Annotated in this window: 25 protein-coding genes; 9 read left to right on the top strand and 16 right to left on the bottom strand. The window is 68.5% G+C overall.

The genetic code is table 11. The features are described 5' to 3' along the window. Positions 1 to 596: 596 nt before the first annotated feature. Entirely contained in the window at positions 597 to 803 is a 207-nt protein-coding gene (locus tag IU450_RS11040; protein WP_195149695.1) for a DUF397 domain-containing protein, read from the bottom strand. After that, entirely contained in the window at positions 793 to 1,860 is a 1,068-nt protein-coding gene (locus IU450_RS11035; protein WP_228834423.1) for a helix-turn-helix domain-containing protein, read from the bottom strand. The genes IU450_RS11040 and IU450_RS11035 overlap by 11 nt, the downstream gene beginning before the upstream one ends. A gap of 109 nt (positions 1,861 to 1,969) precedes the next feature. Here IU450_RS11035 and IU450_RS11030 point away from each other — a divergent pair, with 109 nt between their 5' ends. From IU450_RS11030 to IU450_RS11020, 3 genes are all read left to right on the top strand, one after another. Next, the gene (locus IU450_RS11030) at positions 1,970 to 2,167 is read left to right on the top strand and encodes a hypothetical protein (protein ID WP_195149694.1); all 198 of its coding nucleotides are present in this window, start codon (positions 1,970 to 1,972) and stop codon (positions 2,165 to 2,167) included. Positions 2,168 to 2,198: 31 nt separating this feature from the next. Continuing rightward, positions 2,199 to 2,462, top strand: a complete 264-nt coding sequence (locus IU450_RS11025; RefSeq protein WP_195149693.1) for a hypothetical protein — start codon at positions 2,199 to 2,201, stop codon at positions 2,460 to 2,462. A gap of 211 nt (positions 2,463 to 2,673) precedes the next feature. Beyond that, entirely contained in the window at positions 2,674 to 3,255 is a 582-nt protein-coding gene (locus IU450_RS11020; RefSeq protein ID WP_195149692.1) for a hypothetical protein, read from the top strand. A gap of 703 nt (positions 3,256 to 3,958) precedes the next feature. Here IU450_RS11020 and IU450_RS11015 read toward each other — a convergent pair. Further along, entirely contained in the window at positions 3,959 to 4,339 is a 381-nt protein-coding gene (locus tag IU450_RS11015) for a nitroreductase family deazaflavin-dependent oxidoreductase (protein ID WP_195149691.1), read from the bottom strand. A 53-nt stretch (positions 4,340 to 4,392) separates the two neighbouring features. On the opposite strand from IU450_RS11015, the gene IU450_RS11010 reads away from it, so the two are divergent. Then, on the top strand, positions 4,393 to 4,959 hold the full coding sequence (locus tag IU450_RS11010; protein WP_195149690.1) for an NUDIX hydrolase: 567 nt from the start codon (positions 4,393 to 4,395) through the stop codon (positions 4,957 to 4,959). Between the two features lie 24 nt (positions 4,960 to 4,983). Here the strand turns inward: IU450_RS11010 and IU450_RS11005 are convergent, their stop codons facing one another. Continuing rightward, positions 4,984 to 5,664: a TIGR00266 family protein gene (locus tag IU450_RS11005; protein ID WP_195149689.1), complete on the bottom strand. Its 681-nt coding sequence runs from the start codon at positions 5,662 to 5,664 to the stop codon at positions 4,984 to 4,986. Positions 5,665 to 5,791: 127 nt separating this feature from the next. Beyond that, complete coding sequence (locus IU450_RS11000) at positions 5,792 to 6,160, bottom strand: arsenate reductase family protein (protein WP_195149688.1); 369 nt, start codon at positions 6,158 to 6,160, stop codon at positions 5,792 to 5,794. Between the two features lie 92 nt (positions 6,161 to 6,252). Between IU450_RS11000 and IU450_RS10995 the strand changes: the two genes are divergently transcribed. Next, the gene (locus IU450_RS10995) at positions 6,253 to 6,756 is read left to right on the top strand and encodes a nitroreductase/quinone reductase family protein (RefSeq protein ID WP_195149687.1); all 504 of its coding nucleotides are present in this window, start codon (positions 6,253 to 6,255) and stop codon (positions 6,754 to 6,756) included. Positions 6,757 to 6,766: 10 nt separating this feature from the next. Here IU450_RS10995 and IU450_RS10990 read toward each other — a convergent pair whose 3' ends face one another. Genes IU450_RS10990 through IU450_RS10975 form a run of 4 tightly spaced genes read right to left on the bottom strand, consistent with a single transcriptional unit; the run spans position 6,767 to position 11,437 of the window. Further along, complete coding sequence (locus IU450_RS10990; protein WP_195149686.1) at positions 6,767 to 8,080, bottom strand: aspartate aminotransferase family protein; 1,314 nt, start codon at positions 8,078 to 8,080, stop codon at positions 6,767 to 6,769. 1 nt (position 8,081) lies between these two features. Then, the gene (locus IU450_RS10985) at positions 8,082 to 9,128 is read right to left on the bottom strand and encodes a TIGR03842 family LLM class F420-dependent oxidoreductase (protein WP_195149685.1); all 1,047 of its coding nucleotides are present in this window, start codon (positions 9,126 to 9,128) and stop codon (positions 8,082 to 8,084) included. Between the two features lie 34 nt (positions 9,129 to 9,162). Beyond that, positions 9,163 to 10,584, bottom strand: a complete 1,422-nt coding sequence (hydA, locus tag IU450_RS10980; protein WP_195149684.1) for a dihydropyrimidinase — start codon at positions 10,582 to 10,584, stop codon at positions 9,163 to 9,165. A 16-nt stretch (positions 10,585 to 10,600) separates the two neighbouring features. Then, the gene (locus IU450_RS10975; protein WP_195149683.1) at positions 10,601 to 11,437 is read right to left on the bottom strand and encodes a nitrilase-related carbon-nitrogen hydrolase; all 837 of its coding nucleotides are present in this window, start codon (positions 11,435 to 11,437) and stop codon (positions 10,601 to 10,603) included. 207 nt (positions 11,438 to 11,644) lie between these two features. On the opposite strand from IU450_RS10975, the gene IU450_RS10970 reads away from it, so the two are divergent. Next, positions 11,645 to 12,376 (top strand): peptidylprolyl isomerase, encoded by a 732-nt coding sequence (locus IU450_RS10970; protein WP_324197623.1) that lies wholly within the window; start codon positions 11,645 to 11,647, stop codon positions 12,374 to 12,376. Positions 12,377 to 12,426: 50 nt separating this feature from the next. Here IU450_RS10970 and IU450_RS10965 read toward each other — a convergent pair whose 3' ends face one another. The 3 genes from IU450_RS10965 to IU450_RS10955 all read right to left on the bottom strand — a co-directional run bounded on the left by IU450_RS10965 (position 12,427) and on the right by IU450_RS10955 (position 14,610). Then, positions 12,427 to 12,867 carry a VOC family protein gene (locus IU450_RS10965; protein ID WP_324197622.1) on the bottom strand — a complete coding sequence of 147 codons (441 nt, stop codon included), beginning with the start codon at positions 12,865 to 12,867 and terminating at the stop codon, positions 12,427 to 12,429. 73 nt (positions 12,868 to 12,940) lie between these two features. Then, positions 12,941 to 14,122 (bottom strand): cation:proton antiporter, encoded by a 1,182-nt coding sequence (locus tag IU450_RS10960; RefSeq protein ID WP_195149682.1) that lies wholly within the window; start codon positions 14,120 to 14,122, stop codon positions 12,941 to 12,943. 5 nt (positions 14,123 to 14,127) lie between these two features. After that, positions 14,128 to 14,610, bottom strand: coding sequence for a cation:proton antiporter regulatory subunit (locus IU450_RS10955; RefSeq protein WP_195149681.1), 483 nt, complete (start codon positions 14,608 to 14,610; stop codon positions 14,128 to 14,130). A 215-nt stretch (positions 14,611 to 14,825) separates the two neighbouring features. Between IU450_RS10955 and IU450_RS10950 the strand changes: the two genes are divergently transcribed. Then, entirely contained in the window at positions 14,826 to 16,916 is a 2,091-nt protein-coding gene (locus tag IU450_RS10950; RefSeq protein ID WP_195149680.1) for an acyltransferase family protein, read from the top strand. 6 nt (positions 16,917 to 16,922) lie between these two features. Here the strand turns inward: IU450_RS10950 and IU450_RS10945 are convergent, their stop codons facing one another. The 3 genes from IU450_RS10945 to arc all read right to left on the bottom strand — a co-directional run bounded on the left by IU450_RS10945 (position 16,923) and on the right by arc (position 20,964). Then, the gene (locus IU450_RS10945; RefSeq protein WP_195149679.1) at positions 16,923 to 18,446 is read right to left on the bottom strand and encodes a glycosyltransferase family 39 protein; all 1,524 of its coding nucleotides are present in this window, start codon (positions 18,444 to 18,446) and stop codon (positions 16,923 to 16,925) included. Further along, on the bottom strand, positions 18,439 to 19,074 hold the full coding sequence (locus IU450_RS10940; protein WP_195149678.1) for a TetR/AcrR family transcriptional regulator: 636 nt from the start codon (positions 19,072 to 19,074) through the stop codon (positions 18,439 to 18,441). The genes IU450_RS10945 and IU450_RS10940 overlap by 8 nt, the downstream gene beginning before the upstream one ends. Before the next feature lie 129 nt (positions 19,075 to 19,203). Beyond that, positions 19,204 to 20,964 (bottom strand): proteasome ATPase, encoded by a 1,761-nt coding sequence (gene arc, locus IU450_RS10935; RefSeq protein ID WP_195149677.1) that lies wholly within the window; start codon positions 20,962 to 20,964, stop codon positions 19,204 to 19,206. 180 nt (positions 20,965 to 21,144) lie between these two features. On the opposite strand from arc, the gene IU450_RS10930 reads away from it, so the two are divergent. Beyond that, complete coding sequence (locus IU450_RS10930; protein ID WP_195149676.1) at positions 21,145 to 21,675, top strand: hypothetical protein; 531 nt, start codon at positions 21,145 to 21,147, stop codon at positions 21,673 to 21,675. Between the two features lie 35 nt (positions 21,676 to 21,710). Here IU450_RS10930 and IU450_RS10925 read toward each other — a convergent pair whose 3' ends face one another. Next, a complete protein-coding gene (locus tag IU450_RS10925) occupies positions 21,711 to 22,544 on the bottom strand; it encodes a tRNA (adenine-N1)-methyltransferase (protein ID WP_195149675.1) in 834 nt (277 codons plus the stop codon). 75 nt (positions 22,545 to 22,619) lie between these two features. Here IU450_RS10925 and IU450_RS10920 point away from each other — a divergent pair, with 75 nt between their 5' ends. Next, entirely contained in the window at positions 22,620 to 23,531 is a 912-nt protein-coding gene (locus IU450_RS10920) for a RecB family exonuclease (RefSeq protein ID WP_195149674.1), read from the top strand. The last annotated feature ends 21 nt before the right edge of the window (positions 23,532 to 23,552 follow it).

Raw genomic sequence — 23,552 nt, 5'->3', positions numbered from 1 at the left:
CGCGGCGTTCGGCGGACTATTCCTTCGAGGCCGCGGTCCGGGATGTCGATGCCGTCCTGGCGGCCAGGGGTGTAGACCGGGCGCTGGTGGTGGGCTGGTCCTACAGGGCAGTCGTCGCGGCGCACTGGGTGAGAATTACCCCCCGAGGGCGCGTCGGTAAGGTTCCGACCAGCCGTGGGCTTCCCCTGCGTTCGGTGGCAGGTCGGCTCGAATTACAGCGTCGATGCCTGGCAGCCTCGCCGAAGGTGTGTCGAGACGGCATCGTTCGCCGATCCCGTCGTGTCGCACGCTGGTTCCCCTGCGCGCGGCGCGAACTCAGTGCGTGACGCATGTCCGGCTGCCGGATCGTCCTTATCGAGGCGGGAAGTATGTCCGAATAGTGCGGCGATTTCTCCACATCCGATCCGACACGTGTCGCGCGAGCAGGTCATGACCAAGGTCGCGGGCGCGCTCGGCGGGGGCGGCGCGGCCGAGTCACCCGAGCCGATGGCCGAGTCTCGATGACCGCACGCTGCTGAGCCGACGTGCCGGACCAGTCGGCACGGCTCGCGACGACTGGGTTTTCGGACTTCCCCTACCAGGTATGAGCGATCGGCTCAGGGCCGGTCGAACTCCCCGTCCTGCGCACCCGACAGAAACGCGTCCCACTCCGAGGGCGTGAACACCAGCACCCCACCGTGCGGATTCTTCGAGTCACGAATCCCCACACGCCCGCCGTCCAGATGCGCTATCTCGACGCAGTCGTTTCCAGCGGCACTACGGGTGCTCTTGAACCAGCGCGCTCCGGATAGATCAACGGACACAGTCGAACTCCTTCGCTGCCTGCCGCAGCAGGCGTTTGCTACTCGGCACGTCCAAAGCTACTCGCTGGATTACCTCGAATCCAGCTCTGTACCGCCGCACAGTGCTGGTGCGCTCCAGGTAGATGTTGCCGGTATAGCTCTCGACGTAGACCAGTGGCGGCTCCAGCGGCCGACCCTCTCCGTCACCGGCAAAATCCAAGATCGTGAAGGGCCCGGTCGAGACTCCCAGCGGGAAGCCAACCCCGAAGGGCAGCACTTGCACCTGTACGTTCGGTGGCAGATCGGCCAGGTGACGCAGCTGCGTCGACATCACGCGGGGACCTCCGACGACTCGCCTGGTGACCGCCTCGTCCAGCACGAGGACAGCTGCAAGCGGCGAGAAGTCACGAGTGATCAACGCTTGTCTGTTACGCCGCACCCGGACGCGACGCTCGATCTCCTCTGCGGTGTCCATCGGGAAGTAGACACGATCCAGCGCCCGTGCGTAGTCGGGAGTCTGAAACAGTCCGGGCACCATATCTGGGCGATAGACAGTAATACGAGAGGCCGACGCCTCCATCTGCACGTACGCGTTGAACGTCGGATTCACCTGATCGGGAAACTCGTCCAACCATGACGGCGTCCGCCCCTGCGCCGCCAGCGACTTCAACACCGGCAGCATGTCCACCCGCTGGTACAGCCTGCACAGCCGCCGCAGGTCCTCATCGCGCACGATCACGTTCGGCGCACCGGTCTCCAACCGGTGCAGTGTCCCCGCCCCGCGCCCGATCGCCCGCGACGCCACCTCGATGGACAGCCCCGCCTCCTGCCGCATCCCGCGCAGGCAGCGGCCGAGACTGCGGTGTGGAACGCCCCCGGTCCCGCGAATGTCGGCCTCGACCTGCCGATCCTCGCCGCCCGCTTCCCGCTCCCCCATACTGTTTGCTCCCTTCTGTGGAATATCCGCACCCGCGAATTGGAATGTTCCGAAATTCATTGTGGAAGGCCATATTTCGACCTTATGGAGGACATTGTGCAGGGTCGCTGGAAGGTGTCCAGGACTTTTGCCACTTTCCATAGCGAGTTTCCACGGGAATAACCACACCGCCCGCGTCCGGTGCTCCACTGACCGCGTGATCGGCGCGGCGAGACTCCCCGTTCGCCGCCATTCGACCAGCGGAGGACCCATGACCAACGCACTACCGCAACGCGTTCCGTTTCCCCGGCACCGCGCTCCCTACAAGGGCGTGCCGCTGCCCGTGCTCGAGCGCTACGCGGACGCGCTGCGGCAGTGGGCCGCCGCACCCGAACGTCCCGGAGGCGGGGTGCCGACCCCTCCCCCGCCTCCGGTGACCCTCACCGAAGTCCTGTCATGGACCGAGTGACCCGGCGTCGACCGGCCCGAGCGCGGAGACCGTGACCGTGCGCCGGTACTACGTCGAAGTGCACTGCTGCGGCCCGCGCTGGCTCATCCACGTACCCGCGGTCAACCGCTGGACGGTGACCGGCGACAAGTCGGCGATCCGGTCCACCGCCCGCCGGATCATCGCGGCGACCACCGGCCACAGTGACCACTCGTTCGACCTCGACCTCGCCGCGGGCCGGGCGCTGCGCGACGCCGAGGAATTCGCGGTGTGCCGCTGGGAGCTGACCCGGTGGCATCCGCCCGAGAACAGGTGAAGCGCCCACACCCCGAGTGACTTCGATCCGAGGACGGAGGTCGCGGTGATCCGAGAACGCATCCGCGGCAGTACCTCGAACCCGGTCGCCGCGTAGCGAGCGGCTCCGGCGCAGGGCCTCTCGGGTTGCGACGGATAGTATGAAAACCTCGGTCATATCGGGAGTGCCTGCTGTTCTCACGAGAGATGCGTCGAGGGGTGACGTGCTGTCCATGGCTGAGTCGAACCTGAGCGGAGGGAACATGGTGGGGTCGATGGTTCGTACCGGATCGAGTCTGCTGGCCGTCGTCGCCGGTGTCGCAGTGCTGGCGGGTTGCGGTTGGGGGAGCTCGGTGGATTCGGCGGCGGAGCCGAGCGGGGCGACGACCTCGACGACGACCTCGACGACAGCCAAACCAGCAAGCTGCCCCGCCCTCTCTGCCGATCCCCTGGTTACCAAGGAATTGAAGACCGCCCTGGCAGCGACGCACCTACCGGTGGGAGCGTGTCTCAATTCTGTGGACGCGGTGGGAGATCCCAGCCGACTGGATGAAATGGTATTCCTCATCACCCTCGATGTACCCACGGCGGCAACGCCGGATGATCTCCGCCCGATCGCCACCGACATCGCACATGTGTGGAAGGAAAGCGAACTCGGACAGAGGACGGCCGAGCTGGATATCACCAATTGGGGGTATGCCGGAGCGAAATACATGGAGTACCTCATGGACAATAATTTTCGGAACCATCCATGGAACGGGACGCCATCTCGCGAAGCCGAGCTGGCGATATGGACCGTAACAGCCAAGGGATGAACGTGACTCCCGAAGGTTTGGGCCGACAGCTCGCGGCAATTTGCCGCTCGACGACTCCCCGCCAGTTCGGAGCTCCTCGGAGCATTCTGCTACGACTGGCGCCGACACCGAGTTGATGACGGGCCGACGGCCACCCGGTCGTGAGTCGAGGCGGGTCGGCTTCCCTGTGCTCGCTGCCGCGTTCGTTCTCGACATGCTGCTGCACATCGCCGTGGGCGCGGCGGTCCGGTACGTGATGGGGCGATGTTGACGTGCAACAGGCGGCGATCGGCAGCTCCGATGTCGCGCGAATCGCCGCTGGCGCCGAACCGCTGTTTCGATTTCCACGCCGCCCCGGCCACCGCCGGTTACTCGACGTCCACGCAGCGCACAGCCTACTTGCTTCGGTTGAAACACATTGGCCCTGAGCACTATCGTTGCTCAGAATAGATTCCGCGGCAGCTCGGGTAGCGCCCAGCACCCCAAACCCTGCGCATGCGTCAGCGAGCCAACCGATACCCCTGGCCCGCACATCTCCCCCCGTAGCAGATCGAGAAGCAGGCGTCTCGGTGCTACGTGGCGCCGATCCGGAGACCACCCGGGCGACCTCAGCAGGGTGACGCGAAGGAAGTGTGAGCGAGTGCTGAAGAAGGTCAGCATCACTTCCACCGGCCACCGAGCGACTCGGCGAGGTGCGCGCAGTAATCGCAGGCCGACAGCGATTTCAGGCTGCCGGACGGGACTCGACGTAATACTCCGCCGAGATCGTCTTCAGCATCTGCCGGACACCCGGTGGCGCCCATGCCGCGGTCGGGTCGTGCCGCACGACCGGATCGGTCAGTTCGACGACGCGTCCGCGGGTCTCCAGCGCGAAATCCCCCGCCGCGCGAATGTTCTTGACCCAGTCGACATTCCGGCCGTACGTCAGCGCGATCCGGTAGGCGCCGTCCTGCTCGAAGACCATGACCGGGGTGCGGTAGGACCGCCCCGACTTCCGGCCCTTGTGCAGCACGATGCCGAAGCCCGGCGCGCGTCCCGCGACCAGGCTCGCGGTCGGGTTGGTGACATGCCGGTTGAAATTCGCCAGTGCGTGCGGAAGCACCATGGGCGGCGATCCTCTCTCCCTGTGGCGTGCGGTGTTCACGTTACTCTCGACCGATGTCCGCTCCGCCGCACCACGAGCCGCACGCCGGGGATCCGAGCACCGAACCGATCGCGGTCTACGACCGGGCGGGCAACCCGGTCGGCGCCGCCGAGCGGGCCACGGTCTACCGCGACGGATTGTGGCATGCCAGCGCCGGTGTGCTCCTGCGATCCGGTGACGGCGAACGCGTTTATGTGCACCGCCGCACCGATACCAAGCTGGTTTTCGCGGCCATGCACGACTGTCTGGCCGGGGGCGTGGTCGCACCCGGCGAAGCGCCGCGCGAGACCGCCCTGCGCGAATTGGCCGAGGAACTGGGTGTCAGGCCGGACCCCGCCGATCTCTCCCCGGAACCGCTGGCCGCGATCTCGTGGGACGGCGAATGGGACGGCCGGCCGATGCGCTGCCACCTCTTCGCGTACGAGCTGCGCTACGACGGGCCCGTCCGCCACCAACCCGACGAGATCGCCGAGGGATGGTGGTGGACCGACGCGCAGTTGCGCGCGCACCTTGCCGATCCGGACTGGCCCTTCGTCCCCGACACGCGACTGCTGATCACCGGCCTGCTGGCCGGCGCGTGATCCCCGAACACAGCGGGGACGTGATCAGCTGGACGAGACAGCCGATCCGGCCCAGGCGGCGAACGCGCCGGGATTGCGGGTCTGCAGCAGCACCCGGCCGGGGCCGGTGAAGTCGAAGACGAAGCCCTCACCGGACTTCAACGACTGGATCGACCGGCCCGAAACCGCCCGGCGAATGGTGAAATTCATCGCCAAGTCGTAGGCGACCACGTGGCCGGTGTCGATCGTGATCGGCTCCCCCGGCTGCAGATCGATCACATCGATCGCGCCGAATACGCCCACCACGGCCTCGCCCTCACCGTGCGCGCGCAGACCGAACCCGCCTTCACCGCCGAACAGATTGGCGAAACCACCCCATTTACTCTCCACCTGCACGCCGTGCGAATTCGCGATCCAGCCCCCGCGACTGATGAAGAACGGCCGGTCCGGGGTGATCTGCAGGTTGAGCATGTCGCCGGGCAGCGCCGGCGCCACATCGACCCATCCGCCCTGCGGCGGCGCGGTGAAGGTCGAGACGAAGAACGATTCCCCCGCGAGCACCGACCGCTTCAGCCCGGCCAGGATGCCGCCTTCCGCCTTGGCCTGCAACGTGACTCCGGCCGAATGGGCCACCATCGCGCCGCTCTCGACCCGCATCGGCTCGCCGCCGGCGAGGAAGCACCGCGCGATCGCGGACGCGGGACTGTGGCGCAGTTGTACCTTCATGCCCGCCGACCCTACCGCCGCGTCTCGCATCGCGGGACCGGTCGGTGCACCGCCGGTTCGACCGCGCTTCGAGACCGGACCGGTGCACGCCTGGTCGATCGGGCATCTCGGCCAGCGGGTGCCGCCGTCAGAGCAGGTCGCGCAGCGTGGCGTCGTCGCGGGCCACCACCGCTGCGCCGTCGGCGGTCAGCACGATCGGTCGCTGGATCAGTCTCGGGTGTTCGGCCAGCGCTTCGATCCAGCGGTCCCGGTCCGCGGCGGTCCGCCCCCAGCTCGCCATGCCGAGGTCGACGGCGATCTGCTCGCCGGTGCGGGTGATGTCCCACGGTTCGGCGCCCAGCCGCCGCAGCACCTCGCGCAGCTCGGCGGCGGTGGGCGGCTGGTCCAGATACTTCCGCACGGTGTAGTCGACACCGGCCTCGTCCAGGAAGGCCGTGGCGTTGCGGCTCTTGGTGCACCGTGGGTTGTGCCAGATCTCTGCTTGCCCGGAAGTCATGCACGCAGGGTACCGAGAGCGCCCACCCCGGTGGGCTGGCGGATCTCGGCCGTGGCACCGCACGGTGCGGCGCGCGCTCGGATACTGGGAGCATGAGTGAGCAAGCGTCGTCCGAAAACCCTTATGGCACACCGACCACCTCCGGTCCCGTCCCCATCCCGTCGTACCAGGCCCTGATGAATCGATTCGTGCGGACGCTGCTGCGCGTTCCCGGCCTCTCCGGTGTCGTCGGCAAGCGGCTGATGATCCTGCACGTCGTCGGGCGCAAATCGGGCGCGGTGTACGACGTGCCGCTGGCCTACACCCGGCACGGCGACGCCCTGCTGATCGGCACCGCGCTGCGGCCGTGGGTGAAGAACCTGCGGGCGGGCGGACGGGTGCGGGCCTCGTTCGGCGGCGAGCCGCGCACGTTCGATCCGGTCGTCCACACCTCCGAGGCCGACGTGCTGCGGCTCTACGAGATCATCGCGCGGGACAACAAGCAGAACGCGAAGTTCAACGGCATCGGCTACAGCGCGGACGGTTCGCCCTCGAAGGCCGACATCTACCAGACCTGGCAGCAGGGCGGCGTCGTAGTGGAACTGACACCGCACTGAGCGGGCCGGGTCAGTTCGCCCGGACGTAGCCGTCGGCGACCTCGAGCACGTCGTCGATGATCTCCAGGCCGATGCGCAGTTCGTCGGCCGTGGTGGTCAGCGGCGGCGCGATCTGGAAGCGGTTGCCCGCGTTGAACGGCCACAGCCCGCGCGCCTTGGCCGCCGCGGTGACCGCGGCCATCGGCTCGGCGTCCGCGCCCGCCGCCGCGAACGGGATCAGCGGCTCCCTGCTGCGCGGGTCGCGGACCAGCTCCAGCGCCCAGAAGAAGCCGAGGCCCCTGACCTCGCCGACGCTCGGATGCCGATCGGCCAGCTCGCGCAGACCTTTTCCGAGCACATCGGCGCCGACCGAACGCACGTGCTCCAGGATCCCCTCCCGCTCGAACACCGCGATCGAGGCGACGCCCGCAGCGCACGCCAGGGGGTGCCCCGCGTAGGTGAGCCCGCCCGGGTACACCACGTGGTCGTAGCGCTGCGCGATCCGCTCCGCCATGAGAACGCCGCCGAGCGGAACGTAGCCGGAGTTCACCCCCTTGGCGAAGGTGATGATGTCCGGCTCGACGCCGAAGGCCTGCACCGCGAACCACTCGCCCACCCGGCCGAACCCGACCATCACCTCGTCGGCGATGTAGACGATGCCGAATTCGTCGCACAGCGCGCGCACACCGGCGAGGTAGCCGGGCGGCGGGACGAGCACGCCGTTGGTGCCGACCACCGTCTCCAGGATCAGCCCCGCGATGTGCTGCGGACCCTCCAGTTCGATCACCTGCCGCAGGTGCGCCAGCGCGGCGGCCGTCTCTTCCTCGGGACCGGCCGTGCCCCACGGGGATCGGTACGGGTAGGGCCCGAAGAAGCGGACCACGTCGACGTTCGTGGGCTCCGCGCCCCAGCGGCGCGGTTCGCCCGTCAGGCCGATCGCGACTCCCGTGCCGCCGTGGTAGGAGCGGTAGGCCGCGAGCATTTTCGTGCGCCCGGTGTAGCTGCGCGCCAGGCGCACCGCGTGCTCGACGGCTTCCGCGCCGCCCGTGGTGAACAGGATCCGGTTCAGCTCGCCGGGTGCCCGCTCGACGATCAACCGCGCCAGCTCGCTGCGCACGTCGTTGGCGACCGTCGGGGAGATGGTGGCCAGCCGCTGCGCCTGGGCGACGATGGCGGCGACGATGTCCGGATGCTGGTGGCCGATGTTCACGTTGACCAACTGGGAGGAGAAGTCGAGGTAGCGCTTGCCGGTGTCGTCCCAGAAGTACGAGCCGAACGCCCCGGTGATCGGCGCGGGGTGCAATTCGGCCTGTGCGCTCCAGGGATAGAAGACGTGGTCGGCCACGCTAGGCACCCCCTTCGGTGGGCTGGGTAACGGTCAGGAGGGGGTCGAGACGAGGCAGCACCGATTCACCGTACGCCTGCAGGGTCGCGCTTTTCGCGTCGTGCTGGAGGTAGACGGCGAATTGGTCCACGCCGACGTCGGCCAGTTCGCGCAACCGGGACAACTGGTCGTCGACGGTGCCCAGCAGGCAGAAGCGGTCGACGATGGCATCCGGCACGAACTCGGCGTGCACGTTGCCCGCACGTCCGTGCTGGTTGTAGTCGTAGTCCCGCCTGCCTTCGATGTAGTCGGTGAGCGCGGCCGGAATATCGCTTCCCGTACCGTATTTCGCCACGATCTCCGCCACGTGGTTGCCGACCATCCCGCCGAACCACCGGCACTGTTGCCGCGCGTGCGCCCGCCCCGCGGCCGTCCCGTCGGTGACGTAGGCGGGCGCGGCGACGCACATCCGGACCGCGGCCGGGTCCCGGCCCGCGCGTTCGGCCGCCGCGCGCACCCGCGCGATGGTCCAGGCCGTGATGTCCGGGTCGGCGAGTTGCAGGATGAATCCGTCCGCGACTTCACCGGTCAGGTCCAGAGCGCGTGGTCCGTAGCCCGCCACCCAGACCTCCAGCCGCGAGCCCGCCGCCCACGGCAACCGCACCACGGTGTCGCCCACCCGCGCGCTGCGGCCGTTGCCCAGCTCCCGGATCACCTCGACCGATTGCCGCAAGGTGGCCAGGGTCGCGGGCTTGCGGCCCTGCGTGCGCACGGCCGAGTCGCCGCGGCCGATGCCGCACAGCGTGCGGTTGCCGAACATCTCGTTGAGCGTCGCGAAGGTCGACGCGGTCACCGTCCAGTCCCGGGTGGCCGGATTGGTCACCATCGGACCGACCATGACCTTGCGGGTGGCGGCCAGGATCTGGCTGTAGATGACGTAGGGCTCCTGCCAGAGCAGATGCGAGTCGAAGGTCCAGACGTGGGAGAACCCGTATGTCTCCGCCAGCCTCGCCAGTTCGATCACCCGCGAGGCCGGGGGCGTGCACTGCAGCACCAGACCGATGTCCATGCGGCGCTCTCCGTTTCGATGATCGAATGTGACGTCAGATCAGGTTTTGCGAAAGTTCTCGCTTGACGAACCGGCCGTGCCCGGCGGCACCGAGATACTCGCCGCCGTCGACGATCACTCGGCCGCGGGAGAGCACCGTGTCCACGTGTCCGTCGATCTCGAACCCCTCATAGGCCGAGTAGTCCATGTTCATGTGGTGGGTCTTGCCGAGACCGATGCTGGTGTGGCCGCGCGGGTCGTAGATCACGATGTCGGCGTCCGCGCCGGGGCTGATCACACCCTTGCGCGGATACATCCCGAACATCCGGGCCGGCGTGGTGCAGCACACCTCGACCCAGCGTTCCAGCGAGATCCGGCCGGTCCGGACGCCCTGGAATATCAGGTCCATCCGGTGCTCGACGCCGCCGATGCCGTTGGGGATCTTGCTGAAGTCGCCGAGACCCCGCTCCTTCTGGTCTTTCATGCAGAACGGACAGTGGTCGGTACTGACCGCAGTGACGTCGCCGGTGCGCAGGTAGCGCCACAGCTGCTCCTGATGCCCTTCGGCCTTCGACCGCAGCGGGGTGGAGCAGACCCATTTGGCGCCCTCGAAACCCGGTGCGCCCAGCTGGTCTTCGAGCGAGAGGTACAGGTACTGCGGGCAGGTCTCGCCGAAGACGTTGCGTCCGGCGTCGCGGGCCGCGGCGATCTGCGCCAGCGCCTGCTCGGCCGACACGTGCACCACATACAGCGGCACGCCGGTCAGCTCGGCCAGCATGATCGCGCGGTGGGTGGCCTCCTCCTCCAGCTGCCACGGCCTGGTCGTGCCGTGGAAGTACGGTGCGGTGTCTCCCCGCGCGAGCGCCTGCTCGACCAGGACGTCGATGGCGATCCCGTTCTCCGCGTGCATCATCAGCAGTGCGCCCAGCTCCGCCGCGGACTGCATGGCGCGCAGGATCTGGCCGTCGGTGGAGTAGAAGACGCCCGGATAGGCCATGAACAGTTTGAAGCTGGTGACGCCCTCGGCCACCAATTCGCTCATCCCCTTCAGGGATTCATCGTTCACCTCGCCGATGATCTGGTGGAACCCGTAGTCGATCGCGCACTGCCCGGACGCCTTCCGGTGCCAGGCGGCGAGGGTGTCCTGGACCCGCTCTCCCGGCTTCTGGACGGCGAAGTCGATGATCGTGGTGGTGCCGCCCCACGCGGCGGCGCGGGTGCCGGTCTCGAAGGTGTCGGAGGCTTCCGTCCCGCCGAAGGGCATCTGCATGTGGGTGTGGCCGTCGACCCCGCCGGGGATCACGTATCTGCCGGTCGCGTCGAGCACCCGATCGGCGGAGGCGGCGAGGTCCGCGCCCAGTGCGGTGGAGCCGGGCTGCAGGACGGCGACGACGGTCTCGTCCTCGACGAGCACGTCGAGCGGTTGCGATCCGGTGGCGCAGACCACCGTGCCGCCGTGGATGAAAGTGCGCCCCATCTCGTTCTCCCCGGTCTCAGGGGGCCACCAGCGGCCCGTAGGCGTCGGGGCGGCGATCGCGGTAGAAAGCCCAGCGTTCGCGCACCACTTTGATCAGGTCCATGTCCAGATCGCGAACGATCAGTTCCGGGTCGATGTCGGAGGCGACGTCGCCGACGAACTTGCCTTCGGGATCGACGAAATAGCTGGTGCCGTAGAAGTCGTCGTCGCCGTACTCCTCGACGCCGACCCGGTTGATGGCGCCGATGAAATACTCGTTTGCCACCGCGGCTGCCGGTTGTTCGAGCTTCCAGAGGTAGCCGGACAGGCCGCGCGAGGTGGCCGACGGGTTGAACACGATCTCGGCTCCCGCGAGGGCCAGCGCGCGCCAACCTTCCGGGAAATGACGGTCGTAGCAGATATAGACGCCCACCTTGCCGACCGCGGTGTCGAACACCGGCCAGCCCAGGTTGCCCGGCCGGAAGTAGAACTTCTCCCAGAATCCGTGCACGTGCGGGAGGTGGTGCTTGCGGTATTTGCCGAGGTAGCTGCCGTCGGCGTCGATCACCGCCGCCGTGTTGTACATCAGGCCCGGCTGCTGCTGCTCGTAGACGGGCAGGATCAGCACCACGCCCAATTCCTTCGCCAACTCGGCGAACCGCTCGGTCGTCGGACCCGGGACGGGTTCGGCGTAGTCGTAGAACTTCGTGTCCTGCTGCTGGCAGAAATACGGTCCGTAGAACAGTTCTTGGAAGCAGATCACCCCCGCCCCCTGCGCGGCGGCCCGGCGCGCGTAGTCCTCGTGCGCCTCGATCATCGACTCTTTGTCACCGGTCCAGTTCGTTTGGACCAGCGCCGCTCGAACGATTCCCATGCTTCGTTATACGTCACCGGGAACTAATTCTGTTGTCCAACAAGTTGCCGGAAACATTTTGTGGCCGATCTGCGGCCATCGCAGCCCCCACGCCACCGAACCCGGCATCCGCCAATCGAGCCGTACTTCCCCACCAGGGCGGGGGAGATGGAATGATTCGCGCTGCATCGTCCGGTGCGCAACCCCGAGTGAAGGAGCTTTTCAGCGGTGAGCAGCGAAGTGCAAGCGCGAGAACTCGTCAACGGCCGGCGCGCGGGGCGCCGGGGTTTACCGTGGCGATCGCTGCGGATCCTCGGGGTCCTCGCCGTCGGTGTGACGCTGGTGGCGTCCGCGGCGGGTGTCGTCTCGGCGACCCCGGCACCCGCTCGGGAGCAGGGGCCGACCGGTTGCGGCGCACCGGCCGCCGGACAGCCGAACGGCAAGCAATGGCCCGCCGAGCCCGGCATGACCATCGACACCAACGCCGGATACACCGCGACGCTGGCCACCACTTGTGGCACCGTGACCATCGCCTTGGACGCGGCTCGCGCGCCGCGCACGGTCAACTCGTTCGTCTTCCTGGCCGGTGAGCGGTTCTTCGACCACACGAAGTGCCACCGGATCACCACCGAGGGCATCTTCGTATTGCAGTGCGGCGACCCGACCGCGACCGGTATGGGCGGCCCCGGCTACTTCTTCCCCGACGAGAACCTGTCGGGCGCCACCTACCCGGCCGGCACGGTCGCCATGGCGAACGCCGGACCCGGCACCAACGGCAGCCAGTTCTTCCTGGTCTACCGCGACGCGCCGCTGCCGCCGAACTACACCCCGTTCGGGCGGGTCACCGCGGGCATGGAGGTTCTGTCGTCCATCGCCGCCGCGGGCGTGCAGGACGGCTCGGGCGACGGCGCGCCTGCCGTCGAGGTCGTGCTCGATTCCGTCGCCGCCGCGCGTAACTGATTCCGGCTTGCCACGGTGGCGGCGACGACCGGTCGCCGCCACCGTGGGCGTCAGCCGGCTCGGTCCTCGAAGAACACGACCTCCCAGAGGTGGTCGTCCGGGTCGGCGAAATAGCCCGCGTAAATGCCCCAGGGCCGCTGTCGCGGCGAGTGCACGAGGGACCCGCCCGCCGTGCGCGCGAGTTCCAAGGCGCTGTCCACCTCGGCGCGACTGTCGACGAACCAGCCCAGGCTCATCGGGGAGCCCGCGACCCGGTCGGCGGGGATTCCCGCGTCCTTGGCCAAGTCCGCACGCCCGTACAAGGACAGGATGAGCCCGTTTCCGAGCGTGAACATGGCCGCGCCGCCGCCTGGTTCCCGCTCGTCGCCGACGTATTCGGTGCCGACGATGCCTGGCGAGGACATCCCGAGCTGCCGATAGAACCGCAGTGAGCGCTCCAAGTCGCGCACACCGAGGGTGATCACATTGACGTGCGCCTGCACAGCCCGCACCTCCGCACTCTCGAACCGATTTCTACCGAACCGAGTCAACTCCTCCGCGCGCCGGAGATCTTGAACGAATCGGTCAGGACACCCCGGCGCGCCGCCGCAGGATCAGCGCCATGACCGGCTCGACGAACCGGCTCGCGATCGGACCGAGGACCGCCATCAGCAGCACGTAGGTGGTGGCCAGCGCGGCGAATTCGGCCGGGACGGCGCCCGCGGCGACGGCGAGCCCCGCGATGACGATCGAGAATTCGCCGTGCGCGACCAGCGCGGTGCCCGCCCGCGCCCGGCCGAGGCGGCCCGCGCCGGCCCGCTTGGCCGCCCACCACCCGGTGGCGATCTTGCTGGCCGTGGTGACCAGCGCGAGCAGGCACGCCCAGCCGAGCACCGGCGGAATGCTCGCCGGGTCGGTGCTCAAGCCGAACAGCACGAAGAACAGCGCGGCGAACAAGTCGCGCAGCGGCTCCAGGATCTTGGTGGCGTTGTGCGCGGTCGAATCCGAGATCGCGATGCCGAGCAGGAACGCGCCGACCGCCGCCGACACCTGCACCGCGGAGGCCACGCCCGCCACCAGCAGCGCGGAGCCGAGCAGCTTCAACAGGAAGATCTCCCGGTCCTCACTGTCGACGATCGCGGAGACGTAGCGGCCGTAGCGCAACGCGACGACCAGCACGAGGGTCACCGCGGCCAACGCGATCGACAGTGTCTTCAGGCCGGCGAGCAAGCCCACCCCGGCCAGCACCGCCGTCAGCACCGGCAGGTATCCGGCCATCACCAAGTCTTCGAACACCAGGATGGACAGCACCACCGGAGTCTCGCGGTTACCGAGCCTGCCCAGATCGTTGAGCACCTTGGCGACGATGCCGGAGGACGAGATGTAAGTGACCCCGGCCATCGCGATGGCGCCGGTGAAACCCCAGCCGAGCGCGAACGCGACCAGTACGCCCGGAGTCGCGTTGAGCACGATGTCCACGACACCCGCCGCCCAGGACCGGCGCATCCCCGTGACCAGCTCCGCGGCACTGTATTCCAGGCCGAGCAGCAACAGCAGCAGGACGACGCCGATTTCGCTGGCGAGATGGATGAAGTCGTCGACCTGCCGCAACTCGACCAGGCCACCGGTGCCGAACACCAGGCCGCCGATCAAGTACAGCGGGATGGGCGACATGCCGATGCGCGCCGCGATGCGCCCGAGCAGGCCGAGGCCGAAAAATACCGCGCCCAGCTGGATCAGCGCGAGCGCGGTCTCGTGTGCCACCATGCCGCTCAGCCGTCTAACAGGATCTTGGCGGCGGCCTCCAGGCCCTCCACGGTGCCGACGACGACGAGCACGTCACCGGCGGTGAAGGTGAAGTCCGGCCCCGGCGAGGGAATGGGCTGCCCGCTGCGCACCACCGCGACGATGGACGCCTTCGTCCGGGTGCGCATCTGGGTCTCGCCCAGCCTGCGTCCGTCGAAGCGTGACCGGTCTGGGATGGACAGCTGCCGAGTGGTCAGGCCGGTGAACTCGCGATGTTCCTCGCGCAGCTGTTCCACCAGCTGTGGCGCACCGAGCAGGCTGGCCAGCACGGCGGCCTCCTTCGCCGACAGCGGTACCTGTTCGGTCTCGTCGGGGTTGTCGGGCTTGCTCACGATGAGGTCCATCGTGCCGTCGCGATGATCGATCACTCCTATCCGGCGTCGTGTATTGGTCAGCGGAAAATCTTTGCGCACACCGATACCCGGCAGGGGTGTCACCTCTACGTTCACGACACCACCCTATCGACCCCAGGCAGGCGCCCGATGGACATGTGACCGAATTGTCCGGATCTCTCGACTGTGCCGCCCACCACCCCGACCAGGCGAGTTGGACCGCGCTCCGCCCCCCGTGGTAAGAGAAATGACGTGTCCCGTACATCGCCCCGTGGCCGAGCCGTCGCTTTCCGGTGCCGCGCCGTGCGAGTCCGGTGACGGTCGCCCGAGCGGTGAATCGGTTCCTCCGGCCGGGTGCGGTCGCCACCGCGGCGACTGACCCGAAGGCGACCGGAGGTGGGTACCGGCACGATCTGGACGGGCTGCGCGGCGTGGCGATCGCGCTGGTCGTGGCGTTCCACATCTGGTTCGGCCGGGTCTCGGGCGGAGTGGACGTGTTCCTGGTGCTGTCCGGGTTCTTCTTCACCGGCTCGCTCCTACGGAGCGTGGAATCCACCGGCGCGGTCCGCGTCGCGCACACCGCTCGCAGGCTCGCCCGCAGGTTGCTGCCCGCGCTTGTGACGGTGCTGGCCGCAGTGGTCACGGCCACCGTGCTGCTGCGCCCGTTCACCCAGTGGGGCGAGATGGCGGCGCAGACCCTGGCGTCGCTGCTGTATTACCAGAACTGGTATCTGGCGCTGTCCTGGTCGGACTACCTCGCCGCCGATCCGTCGGTGAGCCCGCTCCAGCACCTGTGGTCCATGGCGGTGCAATCGCAGTTCTATCTGCTCGCGTTGCTCGGTGTGGCTGCGGTGACACGCCTGTGCAGGCGTTTCGCGGGCCCCGCAGCGCTGCGCCCCGCCCTGGCGCTCGTGCTTGCCGCGGGCGCGGTCGCCTCGTTCGTCTATGCCGCGCACGGCACCGCGGTGCACCAGGGCTGGAACTACTACGACAGCTTCGCCCGCGCCTGGGAGCTCTTGGCCGGGGCACTGCTGGCGACCGTCGCGCCCTGGCTGTCACCGCACCGCCTGGTGCGGGTCGTGGCGGCGGTCTTCGGCTCGGCCGCCGTGCTCACCTGCGGTTGGCTGATCGACGGCGCCGACCGGTTCCCCGGCCCCGCGGCACTGGTGCCGGTGGGCGCCGCGCTGGCACTGATCGTCGCGGGCAGCAATCTGGCCGCAGCCGAGCGACCGCTGCCCAACCGGCTGCTGAGCGCGGCGGCCATGGTGCGGCTCGGCGAATTGTCCTATGGGCTGTACCTGTGGCACTGGCCCATCCTGATCTTCGTGCTGGCGCGAACCGGAACCTCGACCGCGGGGCTCGTCGGTGGTCTCGGAGTCGTCGGAGCGTCGCTGCTGCTCGCCTCCCTGACGAACCGGTTCGTGGAGGAGCCGCTGCGGATGCGGTCGGACCGGTCGGCGCAAGAGACCCCGGTCCGCAGCGTCCGCACCGGCCGCTCGGTCGCGGCGCTCGGCATCGCGGTGCTCGCGGTGTCGGTCGGCGAGCAGGTGGCGACCAGAGTTTATCCGCCGCGGGCGGTGGCCTTCCTGGCCCCGGCGCCCTATCCCGGGGCGGAGGCGCTGGTCAACGGTGCGGTCACGCCCGAGGCGCCGATGCGTCCGACCGTGTACGAAGCGCCCGCCGACGCCGCCTACCCCTCGCGCGACGGCTGCATCGCGGACTGGGACACCCGCGACGTCATCACCTGCACCTATGGGGATGTCACCGCGGAGCGCACCGTGGCCGTGGTGGGCAGCTCGCATGCCGAGCACTGGGTGCCCGCCCTCGACCTGCTCGCCCGTGAGCACGCCTTCCGGGTCGAGGTGTATCTGAAGATGGGTTGCCCGCTGACCGTGGCGGCCGAGCCGATGTACAAGGGTGAGGCGAACCCGGATTGCCGGGACTGGTCGGTGGAGGTGATCGACCGCCTGGGGGTCGAACGTCCGGAGTGGGTCTTCACCACCGCGACCCGTCCGCGTGACGGCGCCGGTGACGAGACCCCGGCCGACTATCTCGACGTCTGGTCCCACTTGGCCGACCGTGGGCTCAACGTGATCGCCATCCGCGACACCCCCTGGTTGCGCCGCGACGGCGTGCGGTACCGGGCCATCGATTGCCTCGCCCAGCAGGGCGACCGGATCAGCTGCGGCATGCCGCGCGCGACGGCGCTGGACGAGGTCAATCCGGCATCGGAATTCGCCGCCTCGTTCCCCAACGTGTTCCCGGTGGACCTGTCGGACGCGCTGTGTGAGCGCGACGTGTGCGCGGTGGCCGAGGGCAACATCCTGATCTATCACGACGAGCACCACCTCACCGCCAGCTATTCGCGGTCGCTGGCGCCGGAACTCGGCAGGCGCCTGTCACCGATCCTCGGCTGGTGGTGAGAGGGATCAGTTCAGCCGCAGCATGCCCGGCCAGGCTTGCGACCAGGGCGCACGCGGTTGCGCGCACCGCCAGACGGTGACGCCGCGGGTGACACCGGGGAATCCGAGCCGGGCGTCGACGTGCCCGATCGCGGTCACCTCGGCGCAGCGTGCGCGCACGTCGGCCTCGGTACCGCCCACCCACAGCACGGTTGTGGCCGTGTCGGGCGGTGTGCCGAAGTAACCGAAGCCGCGATTCGGGCTGTACACGGCGGGCAAGCCGTACGCCGCGCGGTCGATGTCCAGAGCGCTTGCCTGCCAGTAGGAATCGGCGATCAGCACGGCCGAGGCCCGCTCCGGCTCCGGTAGCGCCCGGTAGGCGGCCGCCGTGCCCGCGGAGAGTTCCGACCAGCCGAATCGCCCGTAGACCGCGATCTCCAGTCCCGCCTGGGCCTGGGTCTCCACCGGCTCGATGTCCGCCTCAGGACGTAGGGGCAGTGAGAACACCAGCAGCGCGGCGGACATCGCGAGTACCGGGACGGTGAGGATCACGCGCGAGCGCCGCCGGTTCTGCGTCCAGCGCACCGCCCCCACCGCGATCAGCACGCCGTAGCAGCCCGCCGCGTAGTACGGCCGTCCGTTGGTCGCCAGGAAGACCACGATCAGCACCAGCGGCAGCAGGCCGAGAAACCGGTAGGGCCGCCAGTCCTGCGCCCGGAACAACGTCCATACCCCGTAGACCAGCAACATGCCGCCGATCAAACCGGCGGAGGCCAGTGCCAGCGGCAACCACACAGCGCGACCGCCGATCGTGGCCTGCTCGGCGGCGACCACACCGCCCAGACGCAGCTGCGGCCAACCGTGCGCCGCCTGCCACACCAGGCTCGGCGCGGTGGTGAGCGCGGCGATCGCGCCACCCCACCACAGGGCCGGGCGGCGCAGCAACTCACGCGGCCCGTAGACCGCCACCCCGAGCGCGATCGCGATCCAGAAGAACGGAATCAACCACTTGACCTGCATATCCAGCGCGGTGACCAGCCCGGAGGCCAACAGCAGGCCGTCGCGGCGGGTGCGCACCCAGCGGACCAGCAGCCAGCTCACCACCACCCACAGCGTCGTGTCGATCGTGTTGGTGGCCAGCTGACCGCCCTGCACCAGCAGGAACGGCGAGGTGGCGTAGGCGGCCGCGGTCAGCGCCTGCGCCGTGCGGCCGCCGCCGAACTCCCTGGCGATCTGCGCGGCCACCACCACGGCGGCCACGGTGACCAGCACCGCCGGAAGGCGCAGCGCCACCAGCGAATCCGGGGCGAGCAGATCCATCGTCCGTGCGATCAGCGGCAGCAACGGCCCCTGATCGGCGTAGCCGACCGCCGGCCTGCGCCCGGCGGCGATGAAATACAGCTCGTCGCCGAAGAATCCGTACCGCCCGATCGAGGCCAGCAGCGCCAGCGCGGCGAGCGCCGCCACCGCGCCGACACCGCCGAGGGCGAACGGCGGCAGCGGTTGTACCGAATTCGTCCGCTGCCCTCGGCCATCCAGCACTTCAGTCATCCTTGCCCGCTTCACGGGTCGCCGTGTCGAACAACGCGCACAGATGCGCCGAATAGGCGTCCATCGCGAAGCCCGGTTCCCGTACCGCGCGCCCGGCGGCGCCGTCGATGGCATCACGGATCGACTTGGCCATCAGCAGCGCGTCGAAATCGGCGAACTCCCCCGTGCGCTGCCCGTCGGTCATGATGTCGACCAGCGGCGCGATGATGTCGCGCTCTCCGTCGGCCGAGGCGAACTTCGGGTTGCCCTGCGCGTCACGCAAATTCGTCACCACCTCGACCAGCGCGGCCACGTAGGTGGTGTTCGCTTCGATGAAGCCCAGATTCGATTCGAGGTAGGCCAGCAGGCGCTCGCGCGCGCCGACCGCGGCCGCGACCCGCGGCGCGATGTACTCCGCGGCGGAGACGTACAGCTGGACCACCAGCTGCGTCATCAGGTCGTCCTTGCCGTCGAAGTGGTAGGAGATGACCCCCTTCGAGATCCCGGCGTGCTCGGCGATCCGCGCCAGCGAGGCACTGGCATACCCGCCTTCGGAGATCACCTCCACCGCCGCGGCGATGATCTGCCGCCGCCGCGCCTCCTCGATGAACGACCTTCGCTGACCGGCTGTCTCATTTTCTGGCCGCATGGCCAAATTTTAGCACGAGCGGACAGAGTGGTCGGCATAGTAGTGCGCGAGCGGCGCCGCCGCGTCTGCCTCCGAACGACGAAGGGCCGCGTCTCGGTGGAGACGCGGCCCTCGTGTTCCGGCGGGACCTTACAGGTACTGACCGGTGTTCGACTCGGTGTCGATGGCACGGCTGGCGCTGGCGTTCTTGCCGGTGACCAGCGTGCGGATGTAGACGATCCGCTCGCCCTTCTTACCCGAGATGCGTGCCCAGTCGTCCGGATTCGTGGTGTTGGGCAGGTCCTCGTTCTCGGAGAACTCGTCCACGATCGAATCGTAGAGATGCTGGATGCGCAGGCCCGGGTTGCCGGTGTCGAGCACTGCCTTGATCGCGTACTTCTTGGAGCGGTCCACGATGTTCTGGATCATGGCGCCGGAGTTGAAGTCCTTGAAGTACAGGACCTCTTTGTCACCGTTGGCGTAGGTGACCTCCAGGAAGCGGTTGTCCTCGCTCTCGGCGTACATCCGGTCGACGACCCGCTCGATCATGGCGTTGATGCACAGGTTCTTGTCGCCGCCGAACTCCGCCAGATCGTCGTCGTGCAGCGGCAGGTGCTCGGTGAGGTACTTCGAGAAGATGTCCTGCGCCGACTCAGCGTCCGGACGCTCGATCTTGATCTTCACGTCCAGCCGGCCCGGCCGCAGGATCGCGGGATCGATCATGTCCTCACGGTTGGAGGCGCCGATCACGATGACGTTCTCCAAGCCCTCGACACCATCGATCTCCGACAGCAGCTGCGGCACCACCGTGGTCTCCACGTCCGAGGAGACACCCGAGCCTCGGGTGCGGAAGATCGAGTCCATCTCGTCGAAGAACACGATCACCGGCGTGCCCTCGGACGCCTTCTCGCGGGCCCGCTGGAAGATGATCCGGATGTGGCGCTCGGTCTCGCCCACGAACTTGTTCAGCAGCTCGGGGCCCTTGATGTTCAGGAAGTACGACTTGGCTTCCTTGGCATCCTCACCGCGCGCCTCGGCGATCTTCTTGGCCAGGGAGTTGGCCACCGCTTTGGCGATGAGCGTCTTACCGCAGCCGGGCGGACCGTAGAGCAGCACACCCTTCGGCGGACGCAGCGCGTACTCGCGGAAGAGATCCTTGTGCAGGAACGGCAGCTCCACCGCGTCGCGGATCTGCTCGATCTGCCTGCCGAGACCGCCGATGTCGCCGTAGTCCACGTCGGGCACCTCTTCCAGCACGAGGTCCTCGACCTCGGCCTTGGGGATGCGCTCGAAGGCGAAACCGGCCTTCGTGTCCACCAGGAGCGAGTCGCCCGGCCGCAGCTTGCGGATGGGGGAGTCGGGATCGTCCAGGTCGTCCATTTCGGCGACCTTGGCCAGCGGACCGGCCAGCCAGACCACACGCTCCTCGTCGGCATGGCCGACGACCAGGGCGCGACGTCCGTCGTCGAGGATCTCCCGGAGGGTGCCGATCTCGCCGACCGCGTCGTAGAGCCCGGCCTCGACGACCGTGAGCGCCTCGTTGAGGCGGACGGTCTGACCGTACTCGAGCGTCGAGGTCTCGATGTTCGGTGAACACGTCAACCGCATCTTGCGACCCGAAGTGAACACGTCGACCGTCTGATCGTCGTACACACCGATCAGGATGCCGTATCCGCTCGGCGGCTGACCCAGCCGATCGACCTCCTCGCGCAGCGCGACCAGCTGCTGGCGCGCTTCCTTGAGGGTGTCCATCAGCTTCGTGTTGCGAATGGTCAGCGAATCGATGCGGGCTTCCAATTCCCGTGTGCGATCTGGCGAGTCGGCGAGTTGCCTTCGGAGTGCAGCCGCCTCGGCGCGTACCGCCTCGAGCTCTCTCCAGGCCGCCGAATCCGAATTCTCGATGGGGCTCATGTGCTGCTCCTCCCAGTCCCGGTCTATCAACGCTACCGGGCGCGACCCGTTCTCGCTTTCCGACATGGTTTCTTGGTGATCACATCTGGGCCGCGATCGGCGGCCGGACATCCATGTTAGCCTGCCCTAACCCGACCCTGGCGAGCCCGCTCGCCGCCCGAGCCGAAAGGTTGCCGAACCATGCTCCTTCCCGCCAGAACCCTGCGCGTCTCCCTTGCCACCGCCGCGGCGGCGCTGGCCCTGTCCGGCGCATTGGCGGCATGCGGCTCCGACGACGACTCCACCACCAGCGCGACCACCAACGCGGCGACCTCGGCCACCGCCAGCGCCGCGGCATCGGGTACCCACAGCCACGGCGACCATGCGACCGGGGCACCGACCGCAGAGACGTTGCAGGCGGTGCTGGTGAAGCTCGCCGATCCGAATGTACCCACCCCGGAGAAGTCCAAGCTGATCGTCAACGGTGAGCAGCGCACCGCCAACATCGACCAGATGAACAAGGGCCTGCAGGGCTACGCGCTCACCTTCACGGTCGCCGACATCACCACCCAGGGCACCACCGCGAACGCGCAGGTGACCATCGCCTCCCCGCACGGCGCCAGCCCGGCGGTGCCGCTGAGCTGGGAAAACGTGGACGGCACCTGGAAGCTGTCGGACGCGAGCGGCTGCCTGCTGCTCGGCTTCGCGCAGGCGCCCTGCGTCCCGGCCTGATCCGGCGCGTCCCGCGCTGCACGCCCGGGCCGAGCTCAGCCTTTCGATGGCCTGCGCTGCGGCTTGGGCGTGACGGTGCCCTCGGCGAGCCTGCGGGCGCTGACCAGGAAGGCGGTGTGGCCCTGCATCCGATGCTCGGGCCGCACGGCCAGGCCGACTACGTGCCACGGGCGCACCAGCGACTCCCAGGAGCGCGGCTCGGTCCAGCACTCCTGCTCGCGCAGCGCCTCGACCACCTTCGACAGCTGTGTGACGGTGGCCACATAAATGATCAGCACGCCGCCCGGCACGAGCGCTTCGGACACCGCGGGTAGCGCGTCCCACGGCGCGAGCATGTCCAGCACCGCGCGGTCGACCGGCTCTCCGGTGTAGTCGGCCACGTCGCCGACGGTCAGCGACCAGTTGGCCGGTCGTTCACCGAAGAACGTCTCCACGTTGCGGACCGCGTGCTCGGCGTGATCGGCGCGGATCTCGTAGGACACCACCTGCCCCTGCGGCCCCACCGCCCGCAGCAGCGAGCAGGTGAGAGCGCCGGACCCCGCGCCCGCCTCGAGCACGCGCGCGCCGGGGAACATGTCGCCCTCGTGCACGATCTGCGCGGCGTCCTTCGGGTAGATCACCGCCGCGCCGCGCGGCATGGACAGCACGTAGTCGACCAGCAGCGGACGCAACGCGAGATACGGCGTGCCGTTGGTGGAGTGCACCACACTGCCCTCGTTCGCGCCGATCAGGTTGTCGTGCTTGATCCCGCCGCGATGGGTGTGGAACTCCTTACCCGGCTCCAGGACCACCGTGTACAGACGCCCCTTGGCATCGGTCAGCTGCACCCGGTCACCGATGGTGAATGGCCCGGTCCGTCTGGCCGTCATGAATCTCCGTTCCGCTGGTTGGAATCCGTGCTGTCGGGCACCGGCGTGTCGGTGCCGCGGGATAGCCTGCCAGGTATGTGCTCGCCCGTGTCCACGCCCCCTGCCGACGACGCGCGGACGTCCGAGCCCGACGCGACGGCGAGCCGCGCCCGGCCCGCGCTGTCGCCTTCCCGGGCAACGGATTTCAAGCAATGTCCACTGAAATACCGGTTCCGGGCGATCGATCGGATACCCGAGCGGCCCTCGGTGCACGCGGTGCGCGGCACGGTGGTGCACGCGGTGCTGGAGGACCTCTACGGGCTGCCCGCGGCGGAGCGGGTGCCCGAGCACGCCGAGGCGCTGGTGCCGTCGGCGTGGGCGCGGGTGCAGGCCGAGCGGCCGGAGGTCGCGGAGCTGATCACCGAGGAGCTGCTCGACGGGTTTCTCGGCGAGGTGCGCGCGCTGGTGCGCCGCTACTACCGGCTGGAGGATCCCACCCGGTTCGATCCGGAGTCGCGCGAGGCGCGGGTGGAGGTCGAACTCGCCGACGGCGCGCTGCTGCGCGGCTTCGTCGACCGGATCGACGTCGCGCCGACCGGGGCCTTACGGGTCGTCGACTACAAGACCGGCCGCGCGCCGGGGCCGACGCAGGAGAACAAGGCGCTGTTCCAGCTGAAGTTCTACGCCCTGGTGGTGCTGCGCACCCGCGGCCTCGTACCCGCCCAGCTACGGCTGCTCTACTTGGCCGACGAGCAGATCCTCACCTATGCCCCCGACGAGCAGGAGCTACTGCGTTTCGAGCGCACGCTCTCGGCCCTGTGGACGGCCATCCTGGAGGCCGGCCGCACCGGAGAGTTCCAGCCGAACACGAGCCGGCTGTGCTCGTACTGCGACTACAAGCCGCTGTGCCCGGCGTTCGGCGGCACACCGCCGCCCTATCCCGGCTGGCCCACCGGCGGCGTGACCGAGTCCCCGGACGAGACCTTGGCCGAAGCGGTGTCCGAATAGACGAGCAACCGGGCGGCGGAC

Origin of the sequence: Nocardia abscessus (assembly GCF_015477775.1) — a bacterium.
GTDB lineage: Bacteria > Actinomycetota > Actinomycetes > Mycobacteriales > Mycobacteriaceae > Nocardia > Nocardia abscessus_A.
Note: the sequence above shows the minus strand (reverse complement) of the source record. Positions and strands in the feature narration are given on the sequence as shown.